This is a genomic window from Streptomyces sp. ICC1, from assembly GCF_003287935.1.
GTDB classification, from domain to species: Bacteria; Actinomycetota; Actinomycetes; order Streptomycetales; family Streptomycetaceae; genus Streptomyces; species Streptomyces tritrimontium.
This window is the reverse complement of record NZ_CP030287.1, coordinates 8,098,763-8,125,169: the sequence shown is the minus strand read 5'-3', so window position 1 is coordinate 8,125,169 and position 26,407 is coordinate 8,098,763. Positions and strand designations below refer to the sequence as shown.

12 protein-coding genes, 4 pseudogenes and 3 riboswitches are annotated in these 26,407 nt (G+C 74.5%); of the genes and pseudogenes, 6 read left to right on the top strand and 10 right to left on the bottom strand.

The window, feature by feature from the left end:
* Positions 1-4: 4 nt before the first annotated feature.
* On the bottom strand, positions 5-1,288 hold the full coding sequence (locus DRB96_RS38045; RefSeq protein ID WP_112452495.1) for an amino acid deaminase: 1,284 nt from the start codon (positions 1,286-1,288) through the stop codon (positions 5-7).
* Positions 1,289-1,430: 142 nt separating this feature from the next.
* Between DRB96_RS38045 and DRB96_RS38040 the strand changes: the two genes are divergently transcribed.
* The 3 genes and pseudogenes from DRB96_RS38040 to DRB96_RS38030 form a co-directional block, all read left to right on the top strand.
* Positions 1,431-2,195, top strand: a complete 765-nt coding sequence (locus tag DRB96_RS38040) for an IclR family transcriptional regulator (RefSeq protein WP_112452494.1) — start codon at positions 1,431-1,433, stop codon at positions 2,193-2,195.
* Positions 2,192-2,602, top strand: a complete 411-nt coding sequence (locus DRB96_RS38035; RefSeq protein WP_112452493.1) for a RidA family protein — start codon at positions 2,192-2,194, stop codon at positions 2,600-2,602. Before DRB96_RS38040 ends, DRB96_RS38035 begins: the two co-directional genes overlap by 4 nt.
* Before the next feature lie 163 nt (positions 2,603-2,765).
* Positions 2,766-3,692, top strand: a pseudogene (locus DRB96_RS38030) (serine/threonine-protein kinase); the annotation flags it as partial.
* Between the two features lie 79 nt (positions 3,693-3,771).
* On the opposite strand, the pseudogene DRB96_RS45470 reads toward DRB96_RS38030, so the two are convergent.
* A pseudogene (locus DRB96_RS45470) lies at positions 3,772-4,344 on the bottom strand (peptidase); the annotation flags it as partial.
* A 132-nt stretch (positions 4,345-4,476) separates the two neighbouring features.
* A riboswitch (cobalamin riboswitch) is annotated at positions 4,477-4,548 on the bottom strand.
* A 162-nt stretch (positions 4,549-4,710) separates the two neighbouring features.
* Positions 4,711-4,786, top strand: a riboswitch (cobalamin riboswitch).
* A 147-nt stretch (positions 4,787-4,933) separates the two neighbouring features.
* On the opposite strand from DRB96_RS45470, the gene DRB96_RS38020 reads away from it, so the two are divergent.
* Positions 4,934-6,346 carry a hypothetical protein gene (locus tag DRB96_RS38020; protein ID WP_112452492.1) on the top strand — a complete coding sequence of 471 codons (1,413 nt, stop codon included), beginning with the start codon at positions 4,934-4,936 and terminating at the stop codon, positions 6,344-6,346.
* Positions 6,347-6,437: 91 nt separating this feature from the next.
* Here DRB96_RS38020 and DRB96_RS38015 read toward each other — a convergent pair.
* Positions 6,438-6,608 (bottom strand): annotated as a pseudogene (locus DRB96_RS38015) (aldehyde dehydrogenase family protein); the annotation flags it as partial.
* 128 nt (positions 6,609-6,736) lie between these two features.
* A riboswitch (cobalamin riboswitch) is annotated at positions 6,737-6,915 on the bottom strand.
* Between the two features lie 49 nt (positions 6,916-6,964).
* Complete coding sequence (locus DRB96_RS38010; RefSeq protein ID WP_112452491.1) at positions 6,965-8,362, bottom strand: short-chain fatty acyl-CoA regulator family protein; 1,398 nt, start codon at positions 8,360-8,362, stop codon at positions 6,965-6,967.
* Positions 8,363-8,752: 390 nt separating this feature from the next.
* Between DRB96_RS38010 and aceA the strand changes: the two genes are divergently transcribed.
* Positions 8,753-10,036 (top strand): isocitrate lyase, encoded by a 1,284-nt coding sequence (gene aceA / locus DRB96_RS38005; protein WP_112454259.1) that lies wholly within the window; start codon positions 8,753-8,755, stop codon positions 10,034-10,036.
* A 366-nt stretch (positions 10,037-10,402) separates the two neighbouring features.
* Here the strand turns inward: aceA and DRB96_RS38000 are convergent.
* The 3 genes and pseudogenes from DRB96_RS38000 to DRB96_RS37990 form a co-directional block, all read right to left on the bottom strand.
* Positions 10,403-11,500, bottom strand: a pseudogene (locus DRB96_RS38000) (MFS transporter); the annotation flags it as partial.
* Positions 11,501-11,680: 180 nt separating this feature from the next.
* On the bottom strand, positions 11,681-13,681 hold the full coding sequence (locus tag DRB96_RS37995) for an ATP-binding protein (protein WP_204357920.1): 2,001 nt from the start codon (positions 13,679-13,681) through the stop codon (positions 11,681-11,683).
* A gap of 62 nt (positions 13,682-13,743) precedes the next feature.
* Complete coding sequence (locus tag DRB96_RS37990) at positions 13,744-14,994, bottom strand: cytochrome P450 (RefSeq protein WP_112452489.1); 1,251 nt, start codon at positions 14,992-14,994, stop codon at positions 13,744-13,746.
* 276 nt (positions 14,995-15,270) lie between these two features.
* Between DRB96_RS37990 and DRB96_RS37985 the strand changes: the two genes are divergently transcribed.
* Entirely contained in the window at positions 15,271-16,464 is a 1,194-nt protein-coding gene (locus tag DRB96_RS37985) for a serine hydrolase domain-containing protein (protein ID WP_239516509.1), read from the top strand.
* Here DRB96_RS37985 and DRB96_RS37980 read toward each other — a convergent pair.
* The 3 genes from DRB96_RS37980 to coaBC all read right to left on the bottom strand — a co-directional run bounded on the left by DRB96_RS37980 (position 16,388) and on the right by coaBC (position 26,393).
* Positions 16,388-23,635 carry a type I polyketide synthase gene (locus DRB96_RS37980; protein ID WP_162689131.1) on the bottom strand — a complete coding sequence of 2,416 codons (7,248 nt, stop codon included), beginning with the start codon at positions 23,633-23,635 and terminating at the stop codon, positions 16,388-16,390. The two genes, DRB96_RS37985 and DRB96_RS37980, sit on opposite strands and share 77 nt — an antisense overlap.
* A 124-nt stretch (positions 23,636-23,759) precedes the next feature.
* Positions 23,760-24,968 (bottom strand): methionine adenosyltransferase, encoded by a 1,209-nt coding sequence (gene metK, locus DRB96_RS37975; protein ID WP_112452488.1) that lies wholly within the window; start codon positions 24,966-24,968, stop codon positions 23,760-23,762.
* A 195-nt stretch (positions 24,969-25,163) separates the two neighbouring features.
* Entirely contained in the window at positions 25,164-26,393 is a 1,230-nt protein-coding gene (gene coaBC / locus DRB96_RS37970) for a bifunctional phosphopantothenoylcysteine decarboxylase/phosphopantothenate--cysteine ligase CoaBC (protein WP_112452487.1), read from the bottom strand.
* Positions 26,394-26,407 lie beyond the last annotated feature (14 nt).

The window sequence follows — 26,407 nt, the reverse complement described above, 5'->3', positions numbered from 1 at the left end:
CGGGTTAGAAGAACGTCCGGACGTACTCGGTGACCGTGCCGTCGGCCTCCACGACCGGGATGAGCGGCCACTTCTCGAAGATCGTGCAGGGGTGGGACATGCCGAGCGCCACCCAGTCCCCGACGTTCAGGTCCTCGGCGCGGTCCGTCTCCAGCCAGGTGTGCTGGTCGGAGAGCTTGAGGACGCGCACGCCCGGGGCCGGGCGCTCGGATCCGTCGAGGGGATCGCGCACGAGCTCGACCTCGGGGAGCCCGAGGTCGTAGGCGATGTCGCGCTTGCCGGCGTTGATGAAGGCCTGGGTGGGGGAGGGGCGGGAGACGACCTGCGCCCACAGCCGGAAGGCGGGGCGCAGCCCGCCCTCCTCCGGGATCCGGTTGAAGGGGGTCAGCCGGGTGTACCAGCCGTGGTCGTGGGAGACGTACGCGCCCGAGCGCAGCAGCTTGAGCACGGGCCGGGACAGCTCCGGGAGCTCGGCGAACACGTCGGCGACCGCGTCGAACCAGGCGGAGCCGCCGGCGCTGACGACGATCTCCTCGACACCGGCGAACCGGCCCGCCTTGTCGAACTCGACGGCCAGGGAGGTGAGCCGGCCCAGGTAGGCGCGCACGGATTCCAGCTCGGCGCCGGGCACTTCGGCCTCGTACCCGGCGATGCCGACGAGGCGCAGCGTCCGCGTCCGCGCCACGGCGTCGGCGACCGCCCGGCAGTCCTCGTCGGTACGGGCCCCCGTGCGGGCGCCCTCGCCGGCGCCGAGCTCCACGACGACGTCGACGACGGCGATGGCGGGCTGGCCCTGGAGGGCGCGGTTCATCAGCTCGACCCCGCGCACGGAGTCCACGTAGCAGACGAACCGGAAGCCGGGGTCGGCGGCGAGCTCGGCGGCGACCCAGCGCAGGGCGGCGGTGTCGACGAGCTCGTTGGCGAGGAAGATGCGCTGGATGCCGAACGCGCGGTAGACGCGCGCCTGGTGGGGGACGGCGGCCGTGATGCCCCAGGCACCCGCGGCGAGCTGACGGTGGAACAGCTGCGGCGCCATGCAGGTCTTGCCGTGCGGGGCGAAGGCGAGCCCGTGGCGCTCCGCGTACGCGCCGAGGGCGGCGAGGTTGTGGCTCAGCGCGTCGGCGTCGAGGGTCAGGACGGGGGTGGTGAACCCGCCGGTGTGCAGATTGCGCTGCTGGGCGGCGAGCTGCCCGACGGTCAGGCCCGCGCGCTCGGCGTCCGGGGGGAGTCCCTTGAACCGGTGGTCGACCGGTTCCTCGGCGAGGGCCTGGACGGGGTCGCTGGGCATGTACGTGCCTCCCGGGCATCGCGGTTGTTGCGCGGACCGCAACGAGCGTTGCGTATGCCGCTGCATGCTGTCTAACATCCCGGATGACGGCGGGTCAACGGGGCCCGCGGCAGCCGCAGGACGGCACACGGAGGTACGCGGCGTGAGCCAGTCGGTGGAGCGGGCGCTGCGGATCCTGCCCGCCCTGGCCAAGGGACCGGCCGGGCTCGGTGACGTCGCCGAGGTCCTCGGCGTGCACAAGAGCACCGCGCTGCGGCTGCTGCGGACCCTGCACGAGCACGGCTTCGTCTACCGGCAGGGCGACGGGCGCTACCGGCTCGGAGCCGCCCTCTTCGCGCTGGCCGCCGAGTCCATCGAGAACCTCGACGTGCGGGACGTCGCGCATCCGCACCTCGTCGAGCTCAACCGGACCACCGGGCACACCGTCCACCTCGCGCTCCACCAGGACGACGAGGTCGTCTACATCGACAAGGTGGACAGCCGATATCCGGTGCGGATGTACTCGCGCATCGGCCGGCCCGTGCCCCTGACCGTCGCGGCGGTGGCGAAGCTGCTCATCGCCGACCTGCCGGAGGAGGAGCGCCGCGCCCTCGCGCTGCGCATCGAGTACCCGGCGTACACCGCCCGCTCCACCCCCGACGCGGCCGCGTACCTGCGCGAGCTGGACCTCGTGCGCGCGCAGGGGTGGGCCACCGACCTCGGCGGCCACGAGGAGGCGCTGAACTGCCTCGCCGCGCCCATCCGCGGACCCGGCGGACGCGTGGTCGCCGCGATGTCCGTCTCGGCCCCCGGCGTGGTCCTCTCCGCCGAGGCCCTGCTCGAACTGCTCCCGCTCGTCCGGCAGACCGCCGACACCATCGGCCGCGAGTACTCAGGCTCGGGCCCCGCACAGGAAGACCGGCCATGACCGAGAAGACCGCCGTCACCCCCGACACCCACACCGCGCCGCCCGCGAGGTTCTCGCACGGAGTGCGCAAGGGCAACATCCTCCAGGTCGCCGGACAGGTCGGCTTCCTGCCGCACGTGGACGGGCAGCCGCCCACCCCGGCCGGGCCGACGCTGCGCGAGCAGACGCTCCAGACCCTGGAGAACGTCCGCTCCGTCCTGGAGGCCGGCGGCGCGAGCTGGGACGACGTGGTGATGATCCGCGTCTACCTCACCGACACCGGCCACTTCGCCGAGATGAACGGCATCTACAACACCTACTTCGAGGAGCAGGGGCTGAAGGAGGTCCCGGCCGCCCGCACCACGGTGTACGTCGGCCTCCCCACCGGTCTGCTCGTCGAGATCGACGCCCTGGCGGTACTCGGCTAGCGGATTCCGGCGCGCCCGACTCCCGGCGGGCACCCGGCGGACCCAACTCCCGGGGGCCCCACGGGTTCCGGCGCGCCCGGCGAGCCGGACATTGGGTACCCTCGCGGTTGACTTCGGTGCGCCGGCAGCAGCCGGACCGCCGCCAGCAAGGGGATGGTTGCTCATGGGCAGTGCGCCTTCGGACGGCTTCTTCCAGCCGCTCAAGGAGGAGGACCCGGCCGTCGTGGGCGGCTACCGTCTGGCGGCGGTGCTGGGCGCGGGCGGCATGGGCAAGGTCTACCTCTCCTACACGCCGGGCGGCCGGCCCATCGCCGTCAAGGTGATCCGGTCCGAGTTCAGCGAAGACCCCGAGTTCCGGCGGCGCTTCCAGCAGGAGGTGCGGGCCGCGGAGCGGGTCCAGGGCCTCTACACGGCGCCGGTCATCGACTCGGACACCGAGGGCGACCAGCCCTGGCTGGCCACGGCCTACGTGCCCGGTCCCTCCCTCGCGCACGCCGTGGCCCGGCACGGCGCGCTGCCGCCGCGCAGCGTGCTGCTGCTGACCGTCGGGGTCGCCGAGGCCCTCCACGTCATCCACGGCGCGGGCATCGTCCACCGCGACCTGAAGCCCGCCAACGTCCTGCTCGCCTCCGACGGCCCGCGCGTCATCGACTTCGGCATCGCCCGGGCGGCCGACAGCACCGCGCTGACCAGCACCGGCGTCAGCGTCGGCACCCCGGCGTTCATGGCGCCCGAACAGGCTTCGGCGGGTACGGTCACCCCGGCCACCGACGTCTTCGCCCTCGGCCAGATCGCGGCCTTCGCCGCGATCGGGGCGTCCGTCTTCGGCGACGGGCCCTCGCACGCCGTGCTCTACCGGATCGTGCACGAGGACCCCGACCTCAGCGCCCTGCCCGAGGAGCTGCGGCCCGTGGTGACCCGCTGCCTCAGCCGCGACCCGGCCGACCGCCCGACCCTGACCGAGGTCATCGCGCTGTGCCACGAGGCCGCGGCGCAGCCGCTGCGCCAGGGCGAGGACTGGCTGCCGCGGGCGGTCGCCGGCTCCATCACCGAGCGGCTCCAACTGCCCGCCCCGGCGCCCACCCCGCCTAGTCTCGGGGGCTCGGAGATGGGTCGAAGAGCCAGGCGGCACGCAGGGCAAGCCCTCCTTCTCCCCCGACGGCGTCCGGGCCGCCGGCGGCCCGGACGTCGTCGGGGGAGAAGGAGGGCTTGCCCTGGGTGCCGCCGGTGTCGGTGCCGCCGAAGACCCAGGCGTCCACGTCGCCGGCCTTCGGGGTGCGCGACATGGCGCCGAGCGAGCTGTAGGTCCAGTTCTTCTGCCCCGGGGAGGCGATCCAGTACGACCAGTAGGCGGTGGCCTGCGGCGTGAGGACGCACTCCTCCTTGTCCGGAGTGGGGTACTGCGTACCGGAGTTGAAGGAGGCGTTGCCTATCCGGCAGATGAACCCGTCGCCGTCGTGGACGGTGCCCTCGGTCGTGAAGCGGCCGGTGCGCAGCAGCTCGAACCCGGTGGTCGGGGTGGTGTCACAGCCGCGCTCGACCTTGCCGCCGAAAGGGCCGAAGTCCACCGCCACGATGGCGCCCGTGGTGGCCGTGCACTGCTCGATCGGATCGGCGTTCGCGGAGGACGGAACCGTGAGGAAGGCCACTCCCGCACCGAGCGTCAGGAGGGACGCGGTCACGAGGGAGAGGAACCGCCGCCTCGTCCCCGACTGCCGTTTCGCCTGCTGTTCGGTCCCCACCGCGGCCCTCGTCTCTGCCGGGCGGCTGCGTGCGTGGCGAACTGCCCCCGCACGGCTTCCTGCGCCGTGGGGAGGCTGCGACGACCACACCGCAATCCGCGACGGCGCTCTTCGTACTGTGGCCCGGCTCCAGGCATTCCGGCTCACCCGGAACGAGCCCGGGCCTACGGTTGCGGGTCAGCGCCGGAATTCGACCGGCTTCCCCTGGTGCTGAGCAGTTATCAGCCGGAGTGCAACACGGATCTCGCCGACGCGTCAAGGTGGCACGAACCTCAGCCGGCCCGTCCCGGACGCCCGCCGCGCGCCCCGGTTCCCGGCGGCTGGCGGTCCCTTGATCACTCGGGTAGCGTCCAGGGCTGCCACATGGGGGAATCCGGTGAGATGCCGGAGCTGACGCGCAGCGGTGTGGGACGGCGGGGGCCGTCTCCGAGCCCGAATGCCCAAACGGCGATGCACTACAGGAAGCCGTACCACGCGTTCCGGACGGCGGCTCTCCGACCGGGCCCTTGCCGTGCCCCGCCGTGCCCTGCGGTGGTCACGTGCGGCCTGCGCGGGAGGAGCCGGCGTCCGCCGATTCCAGGAGCAGGCCATGTCCCGTCCCCGCACCTCCCGCCGCCTCGCGCTCGCGGTGCCCGCCACACTCGGCGCCTTCGCCCTCACGGTGCTGCCCGCCTCCGCGACCTCGTCGCCGGCGCAGCTGGCCACGTCCAAGACGAACGGTGTCGCCCACCTCAAGTCGCTTCAGGCGGCCGATGGTTCGTACGCCGGCTCCGGCCTGTCCAACGAGTGGGCGTTCAGCGCCCTCGCCGCCTCCGGCACCGCCGTCGTCGACGTCTACCCCGGCGGCGACACCACGAAGAACGCCCGCACGGTCTACCGCAACCTCCTCTCCACGGCGGGCTGGCCGCAGGCCTCCCCGGTGGTCACCGACTACGAGCGCGGCACCCTGAACGCGTACGCCGCGGGCATCGACCCGGCCCGCGTCTCGGCCTCGCGCAACCTCGTGGCGAACGTCTACTCCTACTGGCAGACGGCCGAGGCGGGCTACTTCGGCCCGTCGGGAAACTTCAACGGCACCGTCTTCGCGGCCCTTTCGCTGCGCGGGGCCAAGACCCAGGGCGGCGCGCAGCGCATCCCGCAGGCGCTGACCGACTCGATGGTCACCCGCATCCGCGCCAACCAGCACGTGGACGGCGGCTGGACCTTCCAGAAGGCGGAGGGCAACCCGACGGTCCTCAACTCCGCGAGCGACGTCGACATGACGGGCGCGGCCATGGCCGCCCTCTGCGTCTCCGGGGTCCCCAACACCGACGCGGACGTCGTCCAGGCGAAGAACTTCCTCAAGGGCACGCTCGTCTCGGGCACGGGCGCCTTCAACTCCCTCTACGGGGTCAACACCAGCTCGAACGGCTGGGGCGTCGCCGGCCTGAACGCCTGCGGATTCAACCCGCAGACCGGTGACTTCCTCACCGGCAGCGGCAAGACCCCGATCGACTTCCTGATCGCCAACCAGTACAACCCGGCCGGCGGCTTCAAGTACAAGCCCTCGGACGCCGTCCCGTCGGCCTACGCCTCCATCGACGCCCTGCGCGCCGTGGCCGGCGGCGGCTTCACGGCGGCCCCGCCCGTCCCGGTCACCCCCGGCGCCCCGCAGTGGGTCGCGCAGTCCGCCTTCACCGCCGGCACGGCCACCAAGCTGGCGCTGACCGTCGACGACGGCGCGGGCGGCCTCAAGGTCTGCTCGGTCGCCTTCACCCCGACCGCCGCGACCACCACCCTCGGCGACGTCCTCGCCGCCGCGACCGGCGCCGCCACCCCGTCCGGCTGCGTCACGAGCGTGACCCCGTCCTCGGGCACCGGGACGATCACCCACGTCAACGGCAAGGCCAACAACGGCGCGAACACCTGGAAGGTCAGCGTCGACGGCTCCGCCTCCGCCGGCGCGCTGCGCGAGAAGGTCATCAACGTGGGCGACACCATCGCCCTGCGCTGGGGCGCCTGATCCGCGGCCGGGTGCGGCCCCGCGGACGGGGCCGCACCCGGCACCGGCGCTCAGCCGTGGGTGAAGTGCGGCGGGCGCTTGTCCGCGAACGCCCGGGCAGGGTGAACCCCCGTCCGTCGACGACGAGTTCGGCGCCCTCGGTGGCTCCGATGCCGACGTAGCGCTCCCCCCGGTCGAGCGCGTCACGGCTGACCAGCGGCCCGAAGTCGGCCTCCGGATCGTCGGAGCGGCCGACGCGCAGGGGTACGGACGGACGGACCCGGTCGGGTGTGCCGCTGGGAGGGATCGTGAGAACTACGAGCGCGCGGACAGGTGGTGCGCGCGCTCCGCCGGATCACCAGGGTCGTGGGTACAAACCGGTGCCGTGCGTGTCTGCTCCATCCTCGTGGACAACACGGAACGTTCCGCGGCCGGTATCCCGACTCCCGGATCCCCGCGTGCCGCCCGCCTTCCCGGCAGACCTCGTCAGCGGCGTGTGGATGGCAGCACACTCCCCGGTCACAGTGGCGGGACCGTGCCGGATTCACACCGGCTTCCCTGTACCGCGGACCTTTGCCCACGAACATGTAGTTGGACGTCCTAGTAAATCCAGACCCCCTGCCGCGCCCCGGTCAGCGCTCACCGCTCCGCGACGGGATACGGGACGAAGGTGCTGCTGTTCTCGTCGATGGCCAGGGGTCGGCCCAGCGGCGGCACCGCGCGCTGCGGGCAGTCCAGGCGTTCGCAGAGCCGGCACCCCATGCCGATCGGGGTGGCGGCCGCCGTGTTGTCCAGATCGAGCCCGTCCGCGTACACGAGCCGGGAGGCGTGCCGGATCTCGCAGCCGAGGCCGATGGCGAAGGTCTTGCCCGGCTCGCCCCAGCCGCCCCGGTGCCGGGTGACGGCGCGGGCGGTCCACAGGTGGCGCTGACCGTCGGGCATGGCGGCGACCTGGACGTGGATGCGGCCGGGAGCGGCGAAGGACTCGTACACGTTCCACAGCGGGCAGGTGCCGCCCGCGCGGGAGAAGTGGAATCCGGTGGCGGACTGCCGCTTGGACATGTTCCCGGCCCGGTCCACACGGACGAAGGAGAACGGAACCCCGCGCAACCTGGGGCGTTGCAGGGTGCTGAGCCGGTGGCAGACCGTCTCGTACCCGAGGCCGAAGTGGTCGGTCAGCCGCTCGATGTCGTAGCGGAACTCCTCGGCGGCCGTGTGGAAGGCGCGGTACGGCAGGACCAGCGCGGCCGCGAAGTAGTTGGCGATGCCGATCCGGGCCAGGGGGTGCGCCTCGGACCCGGCCGGGAAGTCCTCCGCGGCCAGCCGGTCCAGCTCGTCCCCGTACTCCAGGAGGGCGAGCTGGGTGGCCATGCGGAAGGCCTGCTGCCCGGGGCGGAGCCGGTTCGACAGGTGCAGGACGCGGGAGCCGGCGTCGTAGTGGTGCAGCCGGTCGCAGTCCGCGGCGGTCCTGACCCCGTGCCGGTCCGCGAGGCGGCGGGTCAGGGCGCGGATGACGTCCCCGGGGCGGATGCCGATCTCGCGGGCCAGCTCCTCGGCCGCGAGATCGGTGTCGTGGAGGTAGTTCTGCCGGCGGTAGAAGAACTCGCGGATCTCCTCGTGGGGTGAACGCGGGGCCTGCGCCGGGCCGCCCCGGCCTTCGGCCGCGTCGGCGAGCCGCTCCGACAGGAGCTGGCCGCGCCGGCCCAGGTCCAGCAGGACCGCGGCGACCGCCGGCATCCGGGTGGCCAGTTCGGCCAGGTCGGAGGCGGAGACGCGGGCCTCGGCGACCTCGGTCGCCAGGGCCTCGCGCAGGTCCGCGACCATGCGGCTGGTGTCGCGCTCCGAGAAGAAGCCCGGATCGACCCCGAAGGCCTCGGTGAGCCGCAGCAGCACCGGGACGGTCAGCGGCCGGGAGTCGTGTTCCATCTGGTTCAGATAGCTGGGCGAGATGCCCAGCACCCTGGCCAGGTCGGCCTGCGTCATCCGCCGCTCCTCGCGCAGCCGCCGCAGCCGCACCCCCGCGTACGTCTTGCTCACCGGACTCCTCCACCGTCGGACGGGCCCGGTCAGCATACGAGGACCGCACGTGCCACGAGCCTTCGCAAACTTGGCAATTTCAGCCTCGAAGATTCGCACATCTTGGCAGACGTACCCGCTTGTTGGCACCCAGTGCCAATGCCAGAGTCTGTTCTGCGGCCAGCCGGAACCGGTGGCCGGAACGGACTCCGGACCACCGATTCATGCCCTGATTGCGGTGATCCGGTCAGCCCGCTCCCGGTAGATCGGCAGCATTGCTCAGCTCCGGCCCATGGGCGGGTCCGGTGGCCGCACCCTCTTATCCAGGCACAGAGTGCCAATGCGTGGATGCCTGTCGGGGCATCGGCGACGGCATTGGCAAGACAAGCGACGACGGAAACGGTGACGGTCATGGCAGAGGCGAACACGGCGGCGGCCAAGCAGCTCGAACAGCGCTGGGCGGACGACCCGCGCTGGGCGGGCATCGAGCGCACCCACTCGGCCGAGGACGTGGTCCGGCTCTCGGGCAGCGTCCGCGAGGAGCACACCCTGGCCCGGCGCGGCGCCGAGCGGCTGTGGCGGCAGCTGCACGAGCAGGACTACATCCACGCGCTGGGCGCGCTGACCGGCGGCCAGGCGGTCCAGCAGGTGCGGGCCGGCCTCCAGGCGATCTACCTCTCGGGCTGGCAGGTCGCGGCCGACGCGAACCAGGCCGGGCACACCTACCCGGACCAGAGCCTCTACCCGGTCAACTCGGTTCCCCAGGTGGTCCGTCGGATCAACAACGCGCTGCTGCGCGCCGACCAGATCGCCACCGCCGAGGGCGGCCACGACCGCACGGACTGGCTGGCGCCCATCGTCGCCGACGCCGAGGCCGGCTTCGGTGGGCCGCTGAACGCCTTCGAGCTGACCAAGGCCATGATCGCGGCGGGCGCGGCCGGCATCCACTACGAGGACCAGCTCGCCTCCGAGAAGAAGTGCGGCCACCTCGGCGGCAAGGTCCTCGTCCCGACGGCCCAGCACGTCCGCACGCTCAACGCGGCCCGGCTGGCCGCCGACATCGCCGATGTCCCCACCTTGATCATCGCCCGCACGGACGCCCTCGCGGCGAACCTGCTCACCAGCGATGTCGACGAGCGCGACGCACGGTTCACCACGGGGGAGCGCACGGCCGAGGGCTTCTACCGGGTGGAGCCGGGGATGGCCCCGGTGATCGCCCGCGGGCTCGCCTACGCCCCGTACGCCGACCTGATCTGGGTGGAGACCGGAACCCCGGACCTGGCACAGGCCCGCGAGTTCGCCGAGGCGATCCACGCGCGGTACCCCGACCAGATGCTCGCCTACAACTGCTCGCCCTCCTTCAACTGGAAGGCGGCCCTGGACGACGACCAGATCGCCAAGTTCCAGCGCGAGCTGGGGGCCATGGGCTACCGCTTCCAGTTCATCACGCTGGCCGGCTTCCACTCCCTCAACCACGGCATGTTCGACCTCGCCCGAGGCTACGCCGAGCACGGCATGACCGCGTACGTGGACCTTCAGGAGCGCGAATTCGCCGCCCAGGCCCAGGGGTTCACCGCGGTCAGGCACCAGCGCGAGGTCGGTACCGGCTACTTCGACCTGGTCTCCACCGCCGTCAACCCGGCCTCCTCCACCACCGCGCTCTCCGGCTCCACCGAGGAAGAGCAGTTCCACTAGGCCCGTTCGGGCCCGGCGCCGGTCCGAACCCGGCACCGGTCCGAACCGGCGCCGCGCGCCCGCCGTCCGACCTGTCCCTTTTCCCACTCCCGCAGCCCACCGACCTCGGCATGACTCGGTGGCGGCGGCCGCGGTACGCGGCCCGGCGCGGCGGGCGAGGAACAGCGCGAGGAGCGCGGTGGCGGCCAGGACCGCGGCCGAGACGGCGAAGGCGGTGCGGTAGCCCGCGGTGAGCGCCTCCAGGCGCGGCTGGTGGACGGCGGCGTGCGCGGTGACGGACCCGGCCAGGGTCGCCAGGGCGGCGAGGCCGATCGCGCCTCCGACCTGGCGGGTGGTGTTCACCAGGCCGCCCGCCAGCCCCGCGTCCCGCGACGGGACGCCTTCCACGCAGAGCGCGGTGAGCTGGACGAAGGCGATGCTCAGCCCCAGGCCGACCACGATGCTCGGACCGAGGACGTCCGTGGCGTAGCTGCCGTGGGCACTGATCCGGGACAGCCACAGCAGGCCCGCGGCGTCGGTGAACAGGGCCGCGGCCAGCGTCGTGGTGGCGCCGATCCGCCGGGCGATCCGGGGCGCCACGGTCGCGCCGAGCATGTTGGCCGCCGCGAGCGGGAGTTGGCCGGCTCCGGTGACCAGGGGATCGGCCCCGAGGACCTGTTGCTGGTAGAGCGGCAGGAAGAAGAACAGCGCGATCCACACGGACCCCAGCAGTGCCATCAGCAGGTTGCCCGCGGCGACCCGGCCGGTGGCGAACAGGCGCGGCGGCACCAGGGCGTCCGGCCGCCGGAGCTCGATCAGGGCGAAGGCCGCGAGCAGCGCGGCGGCGCCGACGAGCGAGCCCAGCACCCGGGCGTCCGTCCAGCCCGCGCCGCGCGCGGTGGTCAGCCCCCAGACCAGGCAGGTCAGGGCGACGGTGATGACGGCGGTGCCCAGCAGGTCGAACCGCCCGGCCGTCCGGGCGGCCCCGCCCGGTACGAGGACCACCACGGCGGCCAGGACCGCCGCCGTCCCGAGCGCCACGCAATGGAAGATCCAGGGCCAGCCCCAGGCCTGGGTCAGGACGCCGCCGAGCAGTACGCCGCCCGCCCCTCCCGCACCGGAGACCGCGCCCCACACGCCCAGTGCCCTGCCCCGCCCGGGTCCGGGCGGGAACAGGTCCATCGCCAGGGCGAGCGCGGCCGGGGCGACGGCCGCGGCACCGAGGCCCTGAACGGCGCGCGCCGCGATCAGCGCGCCCGCGGAGGAGGCCAGCCCCGCCGCCAGCGAGGCTACGGCGAAGAGCGCGAGGCCCAGGACCAGCACGCGGCGGCGGCCGAGCAGATCGGCCGCCCGGCCGCCCGCCAGGAGCAGCGCCCCGAACGCCAGGCCGTAGGCGTTGACCACCCAGGTGGTTCCGCCGTCCGACAGGCCCACCCCGGCGCTGATCTGCGGCAGCGCCACGTTCACGATCGACGTGGCGAGCATGACCGTGAACTGGGCCGCGGCGAGCGCCGCGAGCGCGGCTCCCGGTCGGTGCGCGGGCGGAGCCGGGGCCTTCCGTGTGCGGGGGAGGTTCATGACGCACAGACTCGTGCGGGACGGTGTCCACTCTCCAGGTCGAAAACGGGCCGGGACTGTTCATCCCTGTCCGCACCTGTCCACCGGCTACGGCGTCTCGACGGGGCCGTGCAGTTCCCGCTGCCACAGGGCCTCGCACAGCAGGTCGAGGCCCTGGCGCAGGTGGCGCCGGTAGGTGCCGTACGGAAGGCCGAGGCGGCGGGCCGCGGCCTCCTGCGTGGGCGCACCGGAGAAGTAGCCCGTCGTCAGGGCCTCGCGGGCCCGCACGCCGCGCGGATCCTGGGCGAGGTCGTCGACGGCCCGGCGCAGCAGGGCGCGCAACTCCTCGACGGGATCGGCGAAGTCGGCCGCGAGACGGGCGCGCATCAGGGCTCCGGCGGCGAAGGCGGCCGCGTCGCGCCAGTGCGTCAGCGCCTCGCGCACGGACTGGTCGAACGTGGCGCGCGAGACGGGCGACGGCCCCGCCCGGACGGGCCCGTCGGGGGCCGATGTGAAGCGGCGGAGCCACGTCTCCACGGGTACCCGGCGCCAGTCGACGCTGAACAGCCCGTAGGTGTGCTCACCGACCCGCGGCCGGGCCCCGGTGTCGTCGAGGGTGCCCTTGACGCGCCCGGCCCACGTCTCGGCGTCCTGGTAGACGGCGAAGCCGTAGGCGCGGCCGCGGGCCCGGGCGGATTCCGCCTGGGCGCGGGAGCTGCTCAGGTCGATGACGCGCGAGGGGACCTGGTAGCGCTCCGGGTAGACCGAGAAGCGGCTGATGCCGATGTGCTCGCCGGGGCCCACCGGGTCGGTGGTCCTGGTGTGCTCCCACGCCGCGGCGACGACCGGATCGGTGGCCAGGTCCTCGGGGTCGGGCGGCGCCGGCAGGGCGAGCCGGGCGGTGAACGCCACGATGCGGCCCGTGCTCACGAGCCGGTAGACGCTGAAGGCCTGCGGCTGGCGCCGCGCCCAGTAGCGGACCAGTTCCGCCGAGGCCGCCCCCTCGGTCTCCGCCGCCATGCGCAGGACGACGGGCAGGTCGTCGGGGTGCAGGGGGCGGTCGTGGACCTCGTCCTCGCGGGACCAGGTGCGCAGCCGCGCCAGGGTCTCGCCCTCCCGGAAGAGGTAGAAGAGCTCGTCGGTGACGGTCCACACCCGCTCCTCGGGCGCCTCGCGCAGGACGCGCAGGTACTCCTCCATCAGGCGCCCGCGCATCGAGGTGAAGGCGGTGGGCGCCCGCCAGCGCAGGTCGGCGGCCAGGGTCTCGCGTGCGGCGTCGTGGGGGTGGATCCCGCGGTGGGTGGACTCCATGAAGGGCAGGTCCCTGAGCCAGGAGAAGAGGAGGTGGGCGTCCTCCCCGTGCAGCACGGCGGAGAGGAGCTCCTCGGAGGTCGCGTACGCCTGCGCCGCCACCTCCAGGGCGCGGCGGTGCGCGGCCGTGGGCACCTCGCCGATCAGCCCGGCCAGCAGGGTGCGCAGGACGTCCGCGGAAGGGGACCAGTTCTCCGCCTCGCCGCAGCCCGTCGAACCCGCGGCCGCCGCGAGCGACAGGGCCAGGGGGTTGCCCCCGGCGAACCGGAGTACGCGGCCGCGCAGTTCGGGCCGCAGCCGCGCCGCGGCCAGCAGGCTCCGCGCCTGGTCCTCGGAGAACGGCTCGAGTTCGCTCACGTGCAGGAGCCCCGCCCAGGCGGGGTCGGCGGCCCACTGCGGCTGCGGTCCGAGGCGACCGGCCAGGACGACCAGGGCGCCGTCCGCGGCCCGCGGCAGGAAGCGGTGCCACAGCCAGCTCTCCAGCCACTGGCAGTGCTCGAAGGAGTCGACGACGAGGACCGTGCCGGGAGCGTCCAGGAAGGGGCCGGCCGCGCGCTCGAACTCGGCCGGGTCCCGGCTGACGAAGCGGCCGTCGAGTTCGACGAGGGGCCGGCCCGCCGCACGGGCGTCGTCCGCCATCCTGCGCAGCAGCGTCGACTTCCCGATGCCGCCCGGCCCGTACACGTAGAACGCGAACGGCGCCCGCGGATCGCCGGCCAAGGCCTCCCCGAACCGCGCGAGTTGCTCGTTCCGGCCGATGAAGGCCCGAACCCGTGCGGTGCTCAGTCTTTCTCCCACGGACACCATGACGCTCGCCGTTCCCCCTTGTTGTGCGTGCCGTACCGGTGTGGCCCCCATTGTCACCGGACGGGTCCGAGGTCCCGGCCGTCGGGGCGGACGGGGGTGAAGTCCACGGACAGGGCGGCGGGACCGCGGGTGTACAGGCCGGTCTCCCGGTAGGGGGAGCCGGGGCTGTGGCGGACCTGCTCCAGCAGGGGCAGGAGCAGTGCGGCGACGGTCTCGATCTCGGCGCGCGCGAAGGCGGCGCCGACGCACTGGTGGAGCCCGGTGCCGAAGGCGAGGTGCTGGGCGGCGGCGGTGAAGGAGCGGGCGGTGCCCAGATCGGGGCGGTCGATGTCGAAGGTGTCCGGGTCGGTGAAGGCCTCGGGGTCGCGGTTGGCCGCGCCGGTCATGCAGAAGACGGTGGCGCCCGCCGGGACGGTGGTGCCGTCGAACACGGCTTCCCGCTCGGCCAGTCGGGGGATGAGCTGCACGGGCGGGGTGTAGCGCAGGGTCTCGGCGATCGCGGCGGGCAGCAGGCCCGGGTCCCGGCGGACCCGGGCCATCTGCCCGGGGTGGTCGATCAGGTGCTTGAAGAGGTAGGCGAGCGTCTTGTCCGCGGGCTCGGTCGCGGCGACGAGGACGTTGGTGATCAGCGCGGTGACGTCGCGGTCGCTCATGGCGATGCCGTCGAACTCGGCCGTGACCAGCTTCGATATCAGGTCCTCGCCCGGATGGCGGCGCCGCTGCCCGATGACGGGGGCCAGGTACGCCTCCAGCCGATCGGCGCAGTCCAGACAGTGCCGCCGGCGCTCGGGAGTGAGGACGACGCTGGTGACGAACTCGGTGATCCCGCTGTTCCAGGCGGCCACGTCACGCCAGTCCGCCGTGTCCAGGCCGAGGACGTCGAGCGTCACGAGCACGGCGAAGGGCTTGCCGAAATCGTTGACGAGGTCCATCCGCCCCCGTGCCAGGAAGGGCGCGACGAGCTCGGCGGCACGGGTGTGGACGGCGCGCACCTGGTCCCGCAGGGCCTGCCCCGTGAAGCCGCGGACGAAGATCTTCCGCTTGGCCGTGTGTTCGGCCCCGGTCATCTGGGAGAGGACCCGGCCGCGCATCACCGGCTCGGCGCGCACCTGGAGCATCTCCGTGGTGAACGCCTCGTGGTCGGTGAGCACCCGTCTCACGTCCTGGTGGCGGGAGAGGAAGTAGGCGTCGATCGACGGCTCGTGGTGCACCGGTGCATGCTCCCTCAGCCAAGCGAAGAAGAGTTGGGGGGCCGAGGCGAACTCCTCGGAAAGGACGCTGAAACCGGAACCGACCAGGGGCATGGCGGAGAACCTCTCGAAGCGGGGGGACGGTCACGGACGGTGCGAACGGATGCGGACCGCCAGAAGTTCAAGACGCGGATCGGCGCCATTGGTTGCCCCGCCGGGAAGTCCAAGCCGCGGGCAGGTGTTCGACCGGCTCGCACCGCCCCCGCCAGGGCCGGACGGGCCACGGACGGGCCACGGACGGGCGGCGCGCGGCCGTGTCGCGGCCGGATCCGGAGGGCTCCTGTCATCGTGGGCCACCGCCGCTCCGTCTCTCCCCCCGGAGGTACCCCCGTGTCCCGACGCCCGTACGGCCGCACCGGCCGGATCCGCCCTTCGCTGCGCCTGGCCGCCGCCACCGCAGTGTGCGGCGCCGTGCTCGCCGTCTCCGTGCAGCCCGCGCAGGCCGGCGCGGACCGCAACCCGCCGCCCGGGCCCTCCCTCCGCCAGGAGCTGAGGGAACTGGTGGAGCGGCCCGACGGGCCGCCCGGGGTCATCGCCGTCCTGCGCGACGGCGACCGTACGGAGGTCTACCGGGCGGGCGTGGCCGACGTGGAGAGCGGCCGGCCGCCGAAGGCCACCGACCACATGCGGATCGCCAGCGTCGCCAAGGCCTTCAGCGGGGCGGTGGCCCTGACGCTCGTCGACCGCGGCAAGCTGCACCTGGACGACACGATCGGCCGGGTGCTGCCCGGCCAGCCGGACGCGTGGCACCGGGTGACATTGCGTCAACTGCTCAACCACACCAGCGGACTGCCCGACTACTCGGCGTCCCAGGGCTTCATCGACGTCATCTCCGAGGACCCCCGCCACCGCTTCGACTCCCGGCGCCTGCTGGAGTTCGTCGCCGACGAGGACCTCGATTTCCGGCCGGGCAGCCGCTACCAGTACTCCAACTCCGACAACATCGCCGTCGCCCTCATGGCCGAGGCCGCCACCGGGCGCCGGTACGAGGACCTGCTGCGCGAGCTCGTCTACGAGCCGTTGGGCCTGCACGCCACGAGCCTGCCCCAGGGCTACCGGCTGCCCGCGCCCTTCCTCCACGGCTACCAGATCGACCCGCAGGCCGGGCCCGTCGACGTCAGCGAGGCGGTGGGCGCCTCGGGAGCCTGGGCGTCCGGGGGCATCGTCTCGACGCCGAAGGACCTGACCGCGTTCATCCGGGGCTACGCGGGCGGCGCGCTCGTCTCGGAGCGCACCCGGCGCCAGCAGTTCCGGTTCATCCCCGGCGCACTGTCCCAGCCCCCCGGCCCCGGCCGCACCGAGGCGGGCCTGGCGATCTTCCGCTACACCACGCGCTGCGGAGTCGTGTACGGCCACACCGGCAACACGGCGGGCTACACGCAGCTGGCGGCGGCCACGGCGGACGGCCGGCGCTCGCTGACCTTCTCGATCACCGCGCAGACCTCCCTCACCACCAACCCCGACCTGCTCGCACAGGTCCGGGAGGTCCAGGAGGACTTCGTCTGCGCCCTGCTGCGCAAGTGATCCCGGCGGTCAGGGAGACCGCGGAGCGCGTCCCCGCGCGGCCCCGGCCGGGTGGGGCCAGCGCTGGTGGTGGCGGTCGATGACGTAGTGGTGGCCGTGCCGGCGCCCGTCCGGGGCCGGACGGGCGCCGGCGAGGTGGGGGTGGCCCGGGGGCGAGCTGGTCGGCCGCGTCAGAGGGGTATAGGGGACGGGTGTGGGCGGTGTGGGCCGTGACCCAGTCGACGATGCCCCGCAGGGTCTTGATGCGGGACAGTTCCTCGACCGCGGACTCGGCGGAGCCGCCCGGGTCCTGGGGCAGGCCGATCCGGTCGGCCAGCGCTCCGATGATCTCGACCCGCTTGATGGAGTCGATGGACAGGTCCGCCTCCAGGTCCAGTTCGGGTTCGAGCATGTCCCGCGGGTATCCGGTCCGGGTGTGGACGATCTCCACGATCACGTCCATCACCTCTTCCGGTGTGCGGTGGGAGCCCCCGGGCGGTGGTGTCACCGCGTCGGCGGTTCCGGCGCCGGGGCCGGACCCGGGGGAGACGGTGCCGCCGGGCGGCGCCACGGCCGGAGCCGCGCCGCCGTACGCCGGCGGCGGGCCGTACGGGGCCCCCGCCGGGGCCGCGCCGCCGGGAGCCGGTGGCCGGGTGGCGCCGTCCTCGGGGCCGTGACCGGCGCCCGCCGGAGTCTCGTAGGCCGTGGCCGCCCACGAGCCGCCGGAGCCTCCCGGCAGGCCCGGGCCGTCCGGTGCCTGTCCGGTGGCCGCGCCGCCCGGGACCGGCGGCCAGGTCCCGGACCCCCCGGGCCCGTCGGCCGCACCGGCCTGAGCCGCGCCGAAGGCCGCGGTCCACGAGCCGCCGCCGGCTCCCGGCAGAGCCCGCGCGTCGGGCGGACCCGCCTGGCCCTGGCCGGTGGCCGCGTCCGCTCCCGGGGCGGCGGCCGCGCCGTACGGCCCCGCCGGGACCTGGCCGTTGCGCACGGCCGCACCCTGCGGCGTCGCGGAGCCCGGGCCGGTGGCGGCTGCCACGTACCGCGGGTCCGCGGAGCCCTGGCCGGTGGTCCCGGCGGCTTCGAGCACCGGCCACTGGTCCGGCGCGGCGCCGAGGGCGGGGAGCGGGGCCGCGAGCGCGCCGGTCCAGGGTCGCCCGGCGCCCGGCGCCGTCGTGCCCAGATAGCCCAGCATCACGTCCCGCTGTGCCTGGACCAGCTCGCGCGAGCCGCGCAGGTACTCCAGGACCGCCTCGTCCCGGCAGTCCACCGGGACGGACCGGAAGACCGCGGCGGCCTGCGTGCCGTCCGCGGACCGCCCCCGGTGGCCGTCGGCCGGGGCCACGGCCGGGCCGTCGCCCGTCGCGCGGACCGGGTGGCCGTCCGCCCGTCCCCCGAACCGGTCGTCGTCCGCGGCGCGGACGGCGCGACCGTCCGCCGGGCCCGGGCCCGCGGCCGGGCCGTCCGGGTGGCCGGGGAGCGGGCCCGGCGCGGACCCGGCCGCTGCCCGGCCGGGGGTTTCCGCGGCCGCCGGAGGCCAATGGCCTCCGGCCGGGGCGCCGTTCGTCGTCTGGGCCATCTGGTGTCCTCCCATGTCGTGTGCTGACGCGGACCGGAGACCTCCGGCGGCCCGGGAACCGTTCACTGCGTGGACCTCGGCGCCGTGCGCCCACCCGGCGGCCGGAACCGGGCCCGCGGGCCCGTACGCGGCCGGATCCGGACCCGCGGCCGCGGTCACCACGACCGGCACCGGCACCGCCACACCCACCCGGCCGGCCGGCCGGAGGCCTCCCGGGACCGGGGCGCCGTCCGACGTGCGGACCAGGTGGCCGTCCACCAGCCAGCCCGGGCGGCGCGGCGCCCGCTCGGGGAGCCGCGAGGTCCGGCCGCGGAACAGGGCTTCCGGGGCCACGGACACGCCCGCCGCCGCCAGTTCCGCCAGCGCCGTGACAAGCCTGACGAGGCCGTGCTCCCCCGGCACGTCCAGCGGGACCACCGTGTGCGGCCGGTCGTGCAGGATGCGGCCGATCAGGCCGGACAGCACACGGCCCGGCCCCGCCTCCACGAAGGTCCGGACTCCGGCCGCGTACATGTTCTCCACCTGCTCCACGAACCGGACCGGCTCGGCGACCTGACGGGCCACCAGGTCCCGTACCTCCCCGGCGGACCCGGGGTACGGACGGGCCGTCGTGTTCGACCAGACCGGGACGGCGGCATCGGCCATCGCCGTCCCGGCCAGCTCCTCGGCGAGGGCCGCCGAGGCCCCCGCCACCACCTCGCTGTGGAACGCGCAGGCCACCGGGATCGGCTCCGCCGACAGGCCCGCCTCCCGCAGGGCGGCCACCGCCTCGAGGACGGCGGCGGTGGGCCCCGAGACCACGCACTGCCGTGGCGCGTTGTGGTTCGCCACCACGCATCCGGAGCGCTCGGCGATCGGGCGCACTTGCTCCGGTGCGGCCTTGACCGCCGCCATCGACCCGGGATCGTCCCCCGCGGCGGCCAGGATGGCCTCGGCCCGGCGGGCACTCAGCCTCAGCAGGCTCTCCGTGTCCCACACGCCCGCCGCCCACAGGGCGGTGAGCTCGCCGTAGGAGTGCCCGGCCACGCAGTCGGGCCGTACGCCCAGGGTCCCGAGCAGCAAGTGCGCCGCCGAGCCCGCGAGTCCCAGGGCCGGCTGGGCCACCCGGGTGTCGGTGACCGCGGCGCGCTGTGCGGCCCGCTCCGGCGCGGTGAAGGCCGCCGGCGGGAACACCGCGGAGACCACCCCCGCCGGGGCCGCGTCCAGGAGCTCCCGCAGCGCCGGGAAGGCGGTGAACAGCTCGCCCAGCATTCCCGGGCGCTGACTGCCCTGTCCGGGGAACAGGAAGGCCACCAGGCCGGGGTCCGCCGCCTCCTCCCGTACGTGGACCCCCTCGCCCGGGACGAAGGCCCGGGCGCGCTCCAGCCGGGCGGCGAGCTGGTCCAGGTCGGCGGCCACGACGGCGACCCGCACCGCGCCGGGGTCCGCCGCGGCCTCCGCGGCGAGGTCCCGCAGCGCCCACGGCCGCCCGGCCGCGTCGTTCTCCTCCAGCCGGGCCGCGAGCCGTGCCATCGCCCGGCCCGCGGCGCGGCGGTCCGCGCCGCGGAAGCAGAACAGTTCGGCCGGCCACTCCTCCAGCCCGTGCCGGGGCTCTTCGGATCCGGCGTAACCGGTGAGCACGGCGTGGTAGTTGGTGCCGCCGAAGCCGAAGGCGCTCACCCCGGCGATCCGCCGCTCCGGGGGCGCCGCCCACGGCCGGGCCTGCGCGTCGAAGAAGAACGGGCTGGTCCCCGCCTGCCAGGCCGGGACCGGGCCGTCGATGTGCAGGGTCGGCGGCCGTACGCCCGAGTGGACCGCCCGGGCCGCCTTGATGAGCCCGGCCAGCCCGGCCGCGCACTTGGTGTGCCCGATCTGCGATTTCACCGAACCCAGCGCACAGGCGCCCGGCGCCGCGCCGGCCCCGGTGAACAGCTCGCTCAGTACGGCCAGTTCGGTGCTGTCGCCGACGACGGTGCCGGTCCCGTGCGCTTCGACCAGGCCGACCTCCGCGGGGCTGATCCCGGCCCGCGCGTAGGCCCGCTCCAGGGCCCGGCGCTGCCCTTCCGGCCGGGGGGCGGTCAGGCCGAGGGACCGTCCGTCACTGGACGCGCCGACCGCCTTGATCACGGCGTACACCCGGTCGCCGTCCCGTTCCGCGTCCGCGAGCCGCTTCAGCACGAGCGCTCCCACGCCCTCGCCGAGGGCGATGCCGTCCGCGGTGGCGTCGAAGGGCCGGCAGCGGCCGCGCGGCGAGAGGGCGCGGACGGAGGAGAACAGCAGGTAGTCGTTGATGCCGTTGTGGACATCGGCTCCGCCGCACAGCACCATGTCGCTGTCCTGGTCGCGCAGTTGGCGGCAGGCGAGGTCCAGTGCGGCCAGCGAGGAGGCGCACGCGGCGTCGACCGTGCAGTTGGCGCCGCCGAGGTCCAGCCGGTTGGCGACCCGGCCCGCGATGACGTTGGCGAGCACTCCGGGGAAGGAGTCCTCGGTGAGCCGCGGCAGTTGCGCGTCGAGCCCCGCGGGGAGCTCGCCCAGGTATCCGGGGTACAGCGCGCGCAGCCCGTACGCTCCCGCCAGTTCGGTGCCGGCCTCCGCGCCGAAGACCACGGAGGTACGGGACCGGTCGAATGCGCGGTCCTTGCCGTACCCGGCGTCCGCCAGGGCGCGCGCGGAGATCTCCAGGGCCAGCAGCTGGACCGGTTCGATCCCGGCCAGCGACGCGGGCGGGATGCCGTGGGCCAGGGCGTCGAAGGGCATCGGGCCGAGGAAGCCGCCCCACCGGGAGGGGGTGCGTTCCCCGGCCCGGGCCGGGTCGGGGTCGAAGTAGAGCGCCGGGTCCCAGCGTTCGGCCGGCACCTCGGTCACCGCGTCGGCCCCGGCCAGGATCCTGGCCCAGTAGGCGGCGAGGTCGGGTGCGCCGGGATAGGCGCAGGCCATGCCGACGACGGCGATGTCCAGCGGCTCGGGCGGCGCCTCGTCGGCCGCGGGTGCGGCCAGCTCCCGGGCGCGCCGGCGCAGTTGCTCGGTCGCTCCCTCGGTGACCTCGGCGTGCAGCGCGGCGATCGTGGTGGTCCCGGAGCGCAGGGTGGCGGCCTGGCCGAGCATGAACAGCCCTTCTGCTTCCTGCTGTTCCTCGTCCACGGGCTCCAGTGCGGTGCCGCCGGCCGTGCGCCGCAGGCCCTTGCTGGCGATCCGCAGCCGGCCCAGGTTGAGCCGCTCCAGCTCCTCCCACACCTCGCGCGGCTGCGCGCCGCCGTCTTCGAGCCGGCGCCGGGTCTCCTCGAAGGCGGCGGCGTACGGGGTGGCGGCACACCGTGTGGCGTGCCCGGGCGCGGTGTGCAGCAGTACGGTGTCGGCGCACTCCACGGCGGCGCGCTGGAAGCGCGGCAGCACGGCGCCGGCCGCGACCGCCTCCTCGGTGAAGAGGTAGGCGGTGCCCATGAGCACGCCGATCCGGGCGCCCCGATCGGCGAGCGGCGCCGCGGCGGCCGCGGCCATCGCGGCGGAGCGCCCGTCGTGGATGCCGCCGGCGAACAGCACGTCCAGCGCGGCCGGTTCGCGACACGACAGGAGCAGCTCGATCTGCTCCTCCCACAGCGGGAACGAGGCGCGCGGTCCGACGTGGCCGCCGCACTCCAGCCCCTCGAACACGAACCTGCGCGCCCCCTCGGCGAGGTAGCGCTCCAGCAGCCCGGGCGAGGGCACGTGGAGATGGGTGCGGATCCCGGCCGCCTCCAGCGGGGCGGCCTGCCCCGGGGTGCCGCCCGCGATGATCGCGTGCGGGGGACGCACCTCGGCGACGGCCGCCAGTTGCGCGGCCCGCAGTTCGGCCGGGGCGAAGCCGAGCAGTCCCACGCCCCAGGGCCGGTCCCCGAGGCGGTCGGCGGCCTCGGCGAGCAGCCGGCGCACCTCGGGGCCTTCCATCACGGCGAGCGCCAGGTAGGGGACCCCGCCCTCGGCGGCGACCGCTTCGGCGAAGGCGGCCTGGTCGCTCACCCGGGTCATCGGGCCCTGGGCCACGTGGAGCGGCTGCCCCGGGCCCTGTGCGCCGCCGGGCGGCCGGGCCCGTACGGCGGCCGCCAGGTGGCCCGTGACGGCCGCCCGGATGGCCTGGAGGACGCCGCCGGTCGTGCGGTGGCGTGCGGCCAGCCGGGCCGCCGCGGCCCCGTCCTGTCCGACGGGGAGCAGTTGCGTCCGCAGGTCCCGGGCGCCGAGCAGGCCGGCGGCGGGGCCCACGGGCGGGGTCAGGTCGGGGCGCGCGTAGACCCGGTGGCCGTCCAGGAGCCTGGTCTCGGAGCCGTCCATGGCCCGCAGCGCCGCGGCCACTTCGGCGGGCAGATCGGCCTCCCCCTCGGGGGTGAGGGCGAGTTGTGCGTCGACCAGCACCCCGCGGGCTCCGCCCGCGACGGCCGCGGCCGCCGTGTGCGGCCCGATCCCGCCGTACGCCCGTACGGGCAACCCGATCGCGGGGTCGGCGAGGAGCTGCTGGAGCAGGACGAAGGTGGTGGCCCCGCCCACCCGGCCGCCGGCCTCGTGCCCCTTGGCGACGAGCGCGTCCGCCCCGGCGGCCGCGGCCGCGAGGGCCTGCGGCAGATCGGTGACCTCGGCCCAGACGCGGGGGCTCCCGGCGGACGCCGCCCAGTCGGCGATCCGCTCGGCGGTGTGCGACGCGGGGTCGGCCAGGAGGACCGTGTCCACCTCGGCCGGCAGGTCGCGCGGCCCGGTCGGGCAGCCCGCGGGCACCCGTACCCCGTAAGGGCGCCCGGTGAGGCGGTGGGCGAGCTCGGCGACGGCACGCCGCGAGGCCCCTTCGTCACGGCCGAGGTCCAGCAGGCCGAGGGCCCCGGCGCGCTCGGCGGCGGCGACGATCCGCGGATTGGGCTCCTCGAACGGGCTGACCGCGACGACCAGCCCGCGGTCGGCGGAGCCGGTCCCGCCGGGCTGCCGGGGCGGCCGCGGCGGCGAGGGCCGGGGCCGGGGCGGCGCTGGCCGCGCCGCCGGCCATCCAGGCCACGGCCGGCAGGATCGTGGCGAGGACCGCGGTGGCGAGGGCGGCGGCCCGTGGGGGCGTGAGGAGTTGTCGGGACATGCCCGTTCGGGGGCCGGCCTGCCCTCGGCGCGCGCGCTGCGCGCGGGCAGCGCGAGCTGGAGCACGTCGGCGAGGCTGCCGGCGTACCGGTCGGCCACGGCGCGGGCCAGGGCGAGCATGCGGGGGCCTAGGACGACCTCGGGCGAGACGACCTGGGCGAGGGCCGCGAGCGCGCCGTCGTAGTCGGATTCGGCGCGGCGCTCGACGACGAAGCCGTCGATGAGCCCGCCGCCCTCCCGGCGGCCGCCGTGGACGCGGTGGGATCCGGCGCCGAAGCGGACCCGGACGCGGACGCCCGGCCGGGCGGACTCGGAGAGCTCGGCGGGAACCGCGTAGTCGAAGAGCCGGTCGAGGTGGAGCACGCCCTTGTTCACGAGGACGCGGGCGACGGGCAGGTCCTCGGCGACGGCGGCTCCGCGCCAGGTCCGCGGTTTGGCCTTGGGCGCCTTGGCCTTCGCCTCGGCGACCATCTCCCGCATCAGCGCGAGCTGCTCCGGCGGGCCGCCGGGCCCGTCCCCGCCCCGCTGCCCGGTTTCGTTCGTGCTGCTCACACCCGCATTCTTACCAAACCCCACCGACAGCGGCCGGATCCGGCCGCGCCCGCCCGCTTTCCCACGGGCACGCGCGAGGCCCCGGACCGTGGGGTCCGGGGCCTCGCGTCACGGGCTCTGGTGCTTAGAGGCCGACGGCGGCGCGCAGCGCGTCGACGCGGTCGGTGCGCTCCCAGGTGAAGTCCGGCAGCTCGCGGCCGAAGTGGCCGTACGCGGCGGTCTGGGCGTAGATCGGGCGGAGCAGGTCGAGGTCGCGGATGATCGCGGCGGGACGCAGGTCGAAGACCTGGCCGATCGCGTCCTCGATCTTCTGCACGTCCACCTTGTGGGTGCCGAAGGTCTCGACGAACAGGCCGACGGGCTCGGCCTTGCCGATCGCGTACGCGACCTGGACCTCGCAGCGCGAGGCGAGGCCCGCGGCGACGACGTTCTTCGCGACCCAGCGCATGGCGTACGCGGCGGAGCGGTCGACCTTGGACGGGTCCTTGCCCGAGAAGGCGCCGCCGCCGTGGCGGGCCATGCCGCCGTACGTGTCGATGATGATCTTGCGGCCGGTCAGACCGGCGTCGCCCATCGGGCCGCCGATCTCGAAGCGCCCGGTCGGGTTGACCAGCAGCCGGTAGCCCTCGGTCTCCAGCTTGATGCCGTCCTCGACGAGCTGCGACAGCACGTACTCGACGACGAACTCGCGGATGTCCGGAGCCAGCAGCGAGTCCAGGTCGATGTCCGCGGCGTGCTGCGAGGACACGACGACGGTGTCGAGGCGGACGGCCTTGTCGCCGTCGTACTCGATGGTGACCTGGGTCTTGCCGTCGGGACGCAGGTACGGGATGGTCCCGTTCTTGCGGACCTCGGACAGCCGCTTGGAGAGCCGGTGCGCGATGTGGATCGGCAGCGGCATCAGCTCGGGGGTCTCGTCGCAGGCGTAGCCGAACATCAGGCCCTGGTCGCCGGCGCCCTGCTTGTCGAGCTCGTCCTCATCGCCCTCGACGCGCTTCTCGTAGGCGGTGTCGACGCCCTGCGCGATGTCCGGGGACTGCGCGCCGATGGACACCGACACGCCGCAGGAGGCGCCGTCGAAGCCCTTCTTCGAGGAGTCGTAGCCGATCTCCAGGATCTTGTCGCGGACGAGCTGCGCGATCGGCGCGTACGCCTTCGTCGTCACCTCTCCCGCGATGTGCACGAGACCGGTGGTGATGAGGGTCTCCACGGCCACGCGCGAGGTCGGGTCCTCGGTGAGGAGCGCGTCGAGGATGGTGTCGCTGATCTGGTCAGCGATCTTGTCGGGGTGACCCTCGGTCACGGACTCCGAGGTGAAAAGGCGACGGGACACAACGCTCCCTGGGGTTGCAGCGGCTGCTGGCTGAATCATTGGCGGAACCACATCGGAGGCTGCGCCCGATCACGTTCCGGATGCAGTTTATCGGTCGCCACCGTGCGCTGGACCACCCGTCTCGCCCTGTGGGAGGCGTGTGACCTGCGGCACTCCATTCTGACGCAAGGAATTGCCGGGGAGAAGAGGCACCGCTCAGGCGCGTCGCGTTCCGATGCGCGGTGCGACCTGGTCCCAAATCACGTCCGCGAGTGCTTCCTTCGGACCGTAAGGGACGGAGGTCTCGGTCCCGTCGGAGGCAAGGACGACCGCCTCGTTCTCCTCGGAACCGAAGGTCTTGGTCTCTCCCACTTCGTTCACCACGAGGAGGTCGCACCCCTTTCGGATGAGTTTGGCGCGCCCGTTGGCGAGTACGTCGTCGGTCTCGGCGGCGAATCCGACGACGACCTGCCCCTCCCGGGCCCGGTCGGCGGAGATCTCGGCGAGGACGTCGGGATTGCGCACGAGGGCGACCGGATCGGGCTCCTGCCCGTCCTTCTTCTTGATCTTCCCGTCCGCGTACCGCGCCGGCCGGAAATCGGCCACGGCGGCGGCCATCACCACGGCGTCGGCGTCCGCGGCCGCCTTGAGCACGGCCTCGCGCAGCTGCAGGGCCGTCCCGACCCGTACGACGTCCACCCCGGCCGGGTCGGCGAGCGCGGCGTTGGCGGAGACCAGGGTGACCCGGGCCCCGCGCGCGACGGCGGTGCGGGCCAGCGCGTAGCCCTGCTTGCCGGAGGAGCGGTTGCCGAGGAAGCGGACCGGGTCCAGCGGCTCCCGCGTGCCGCCCGCGCTGATCACCACGTGCCGGCCGGCGAGGTCGGGCCCGCCCGTGCCGCCCGGCAGGGCGCCCCTGCGCAGGACGCCGCGGCAGACCTCGAAGATCTCCTCGGGGTCGGGCAGCCGCCCCTTGCCGGTGTCCTTGCCGGTGAGCCGGCCGACGGCCGGCTCGATGACGACGGCGCCGCGCCGGCGCAGCGTGGCCACGTTCTCCTGGGTGGCCGGGTGCTCCCACATCTCGGTGTGCATCGCGGGTGCGAACACCACCGGGCAACGTGCGGTGAGCAGGGTGTTGGTGAGCAGGTCGTCCGCGAGCCCGTGGGCGGACTTGGCCAGCATGTCGGCGGTGGCCGGGGCGACGACGACGAGGTCGGCGGACTGCCCGATGCGCACGTGCGGCACCTCGTGGACGGTCTCCCAGACCTCGGTGGACGCCGGGTTGCCCGAGAGGGCGGCCCAGGTGGCCTCGCCGACGAAGTTCAGCGACGCCGCCGTGGGCACCACCCGCACGTCGTGTCCCGACTCGGTCAGCCGGCGCAGCAGCTCGCACGCCTTGTAGGCGGCGATCCCGCCGCTGACTCCGAGTACGACCTTCGGCTTACCCACCACACACGCCCCTT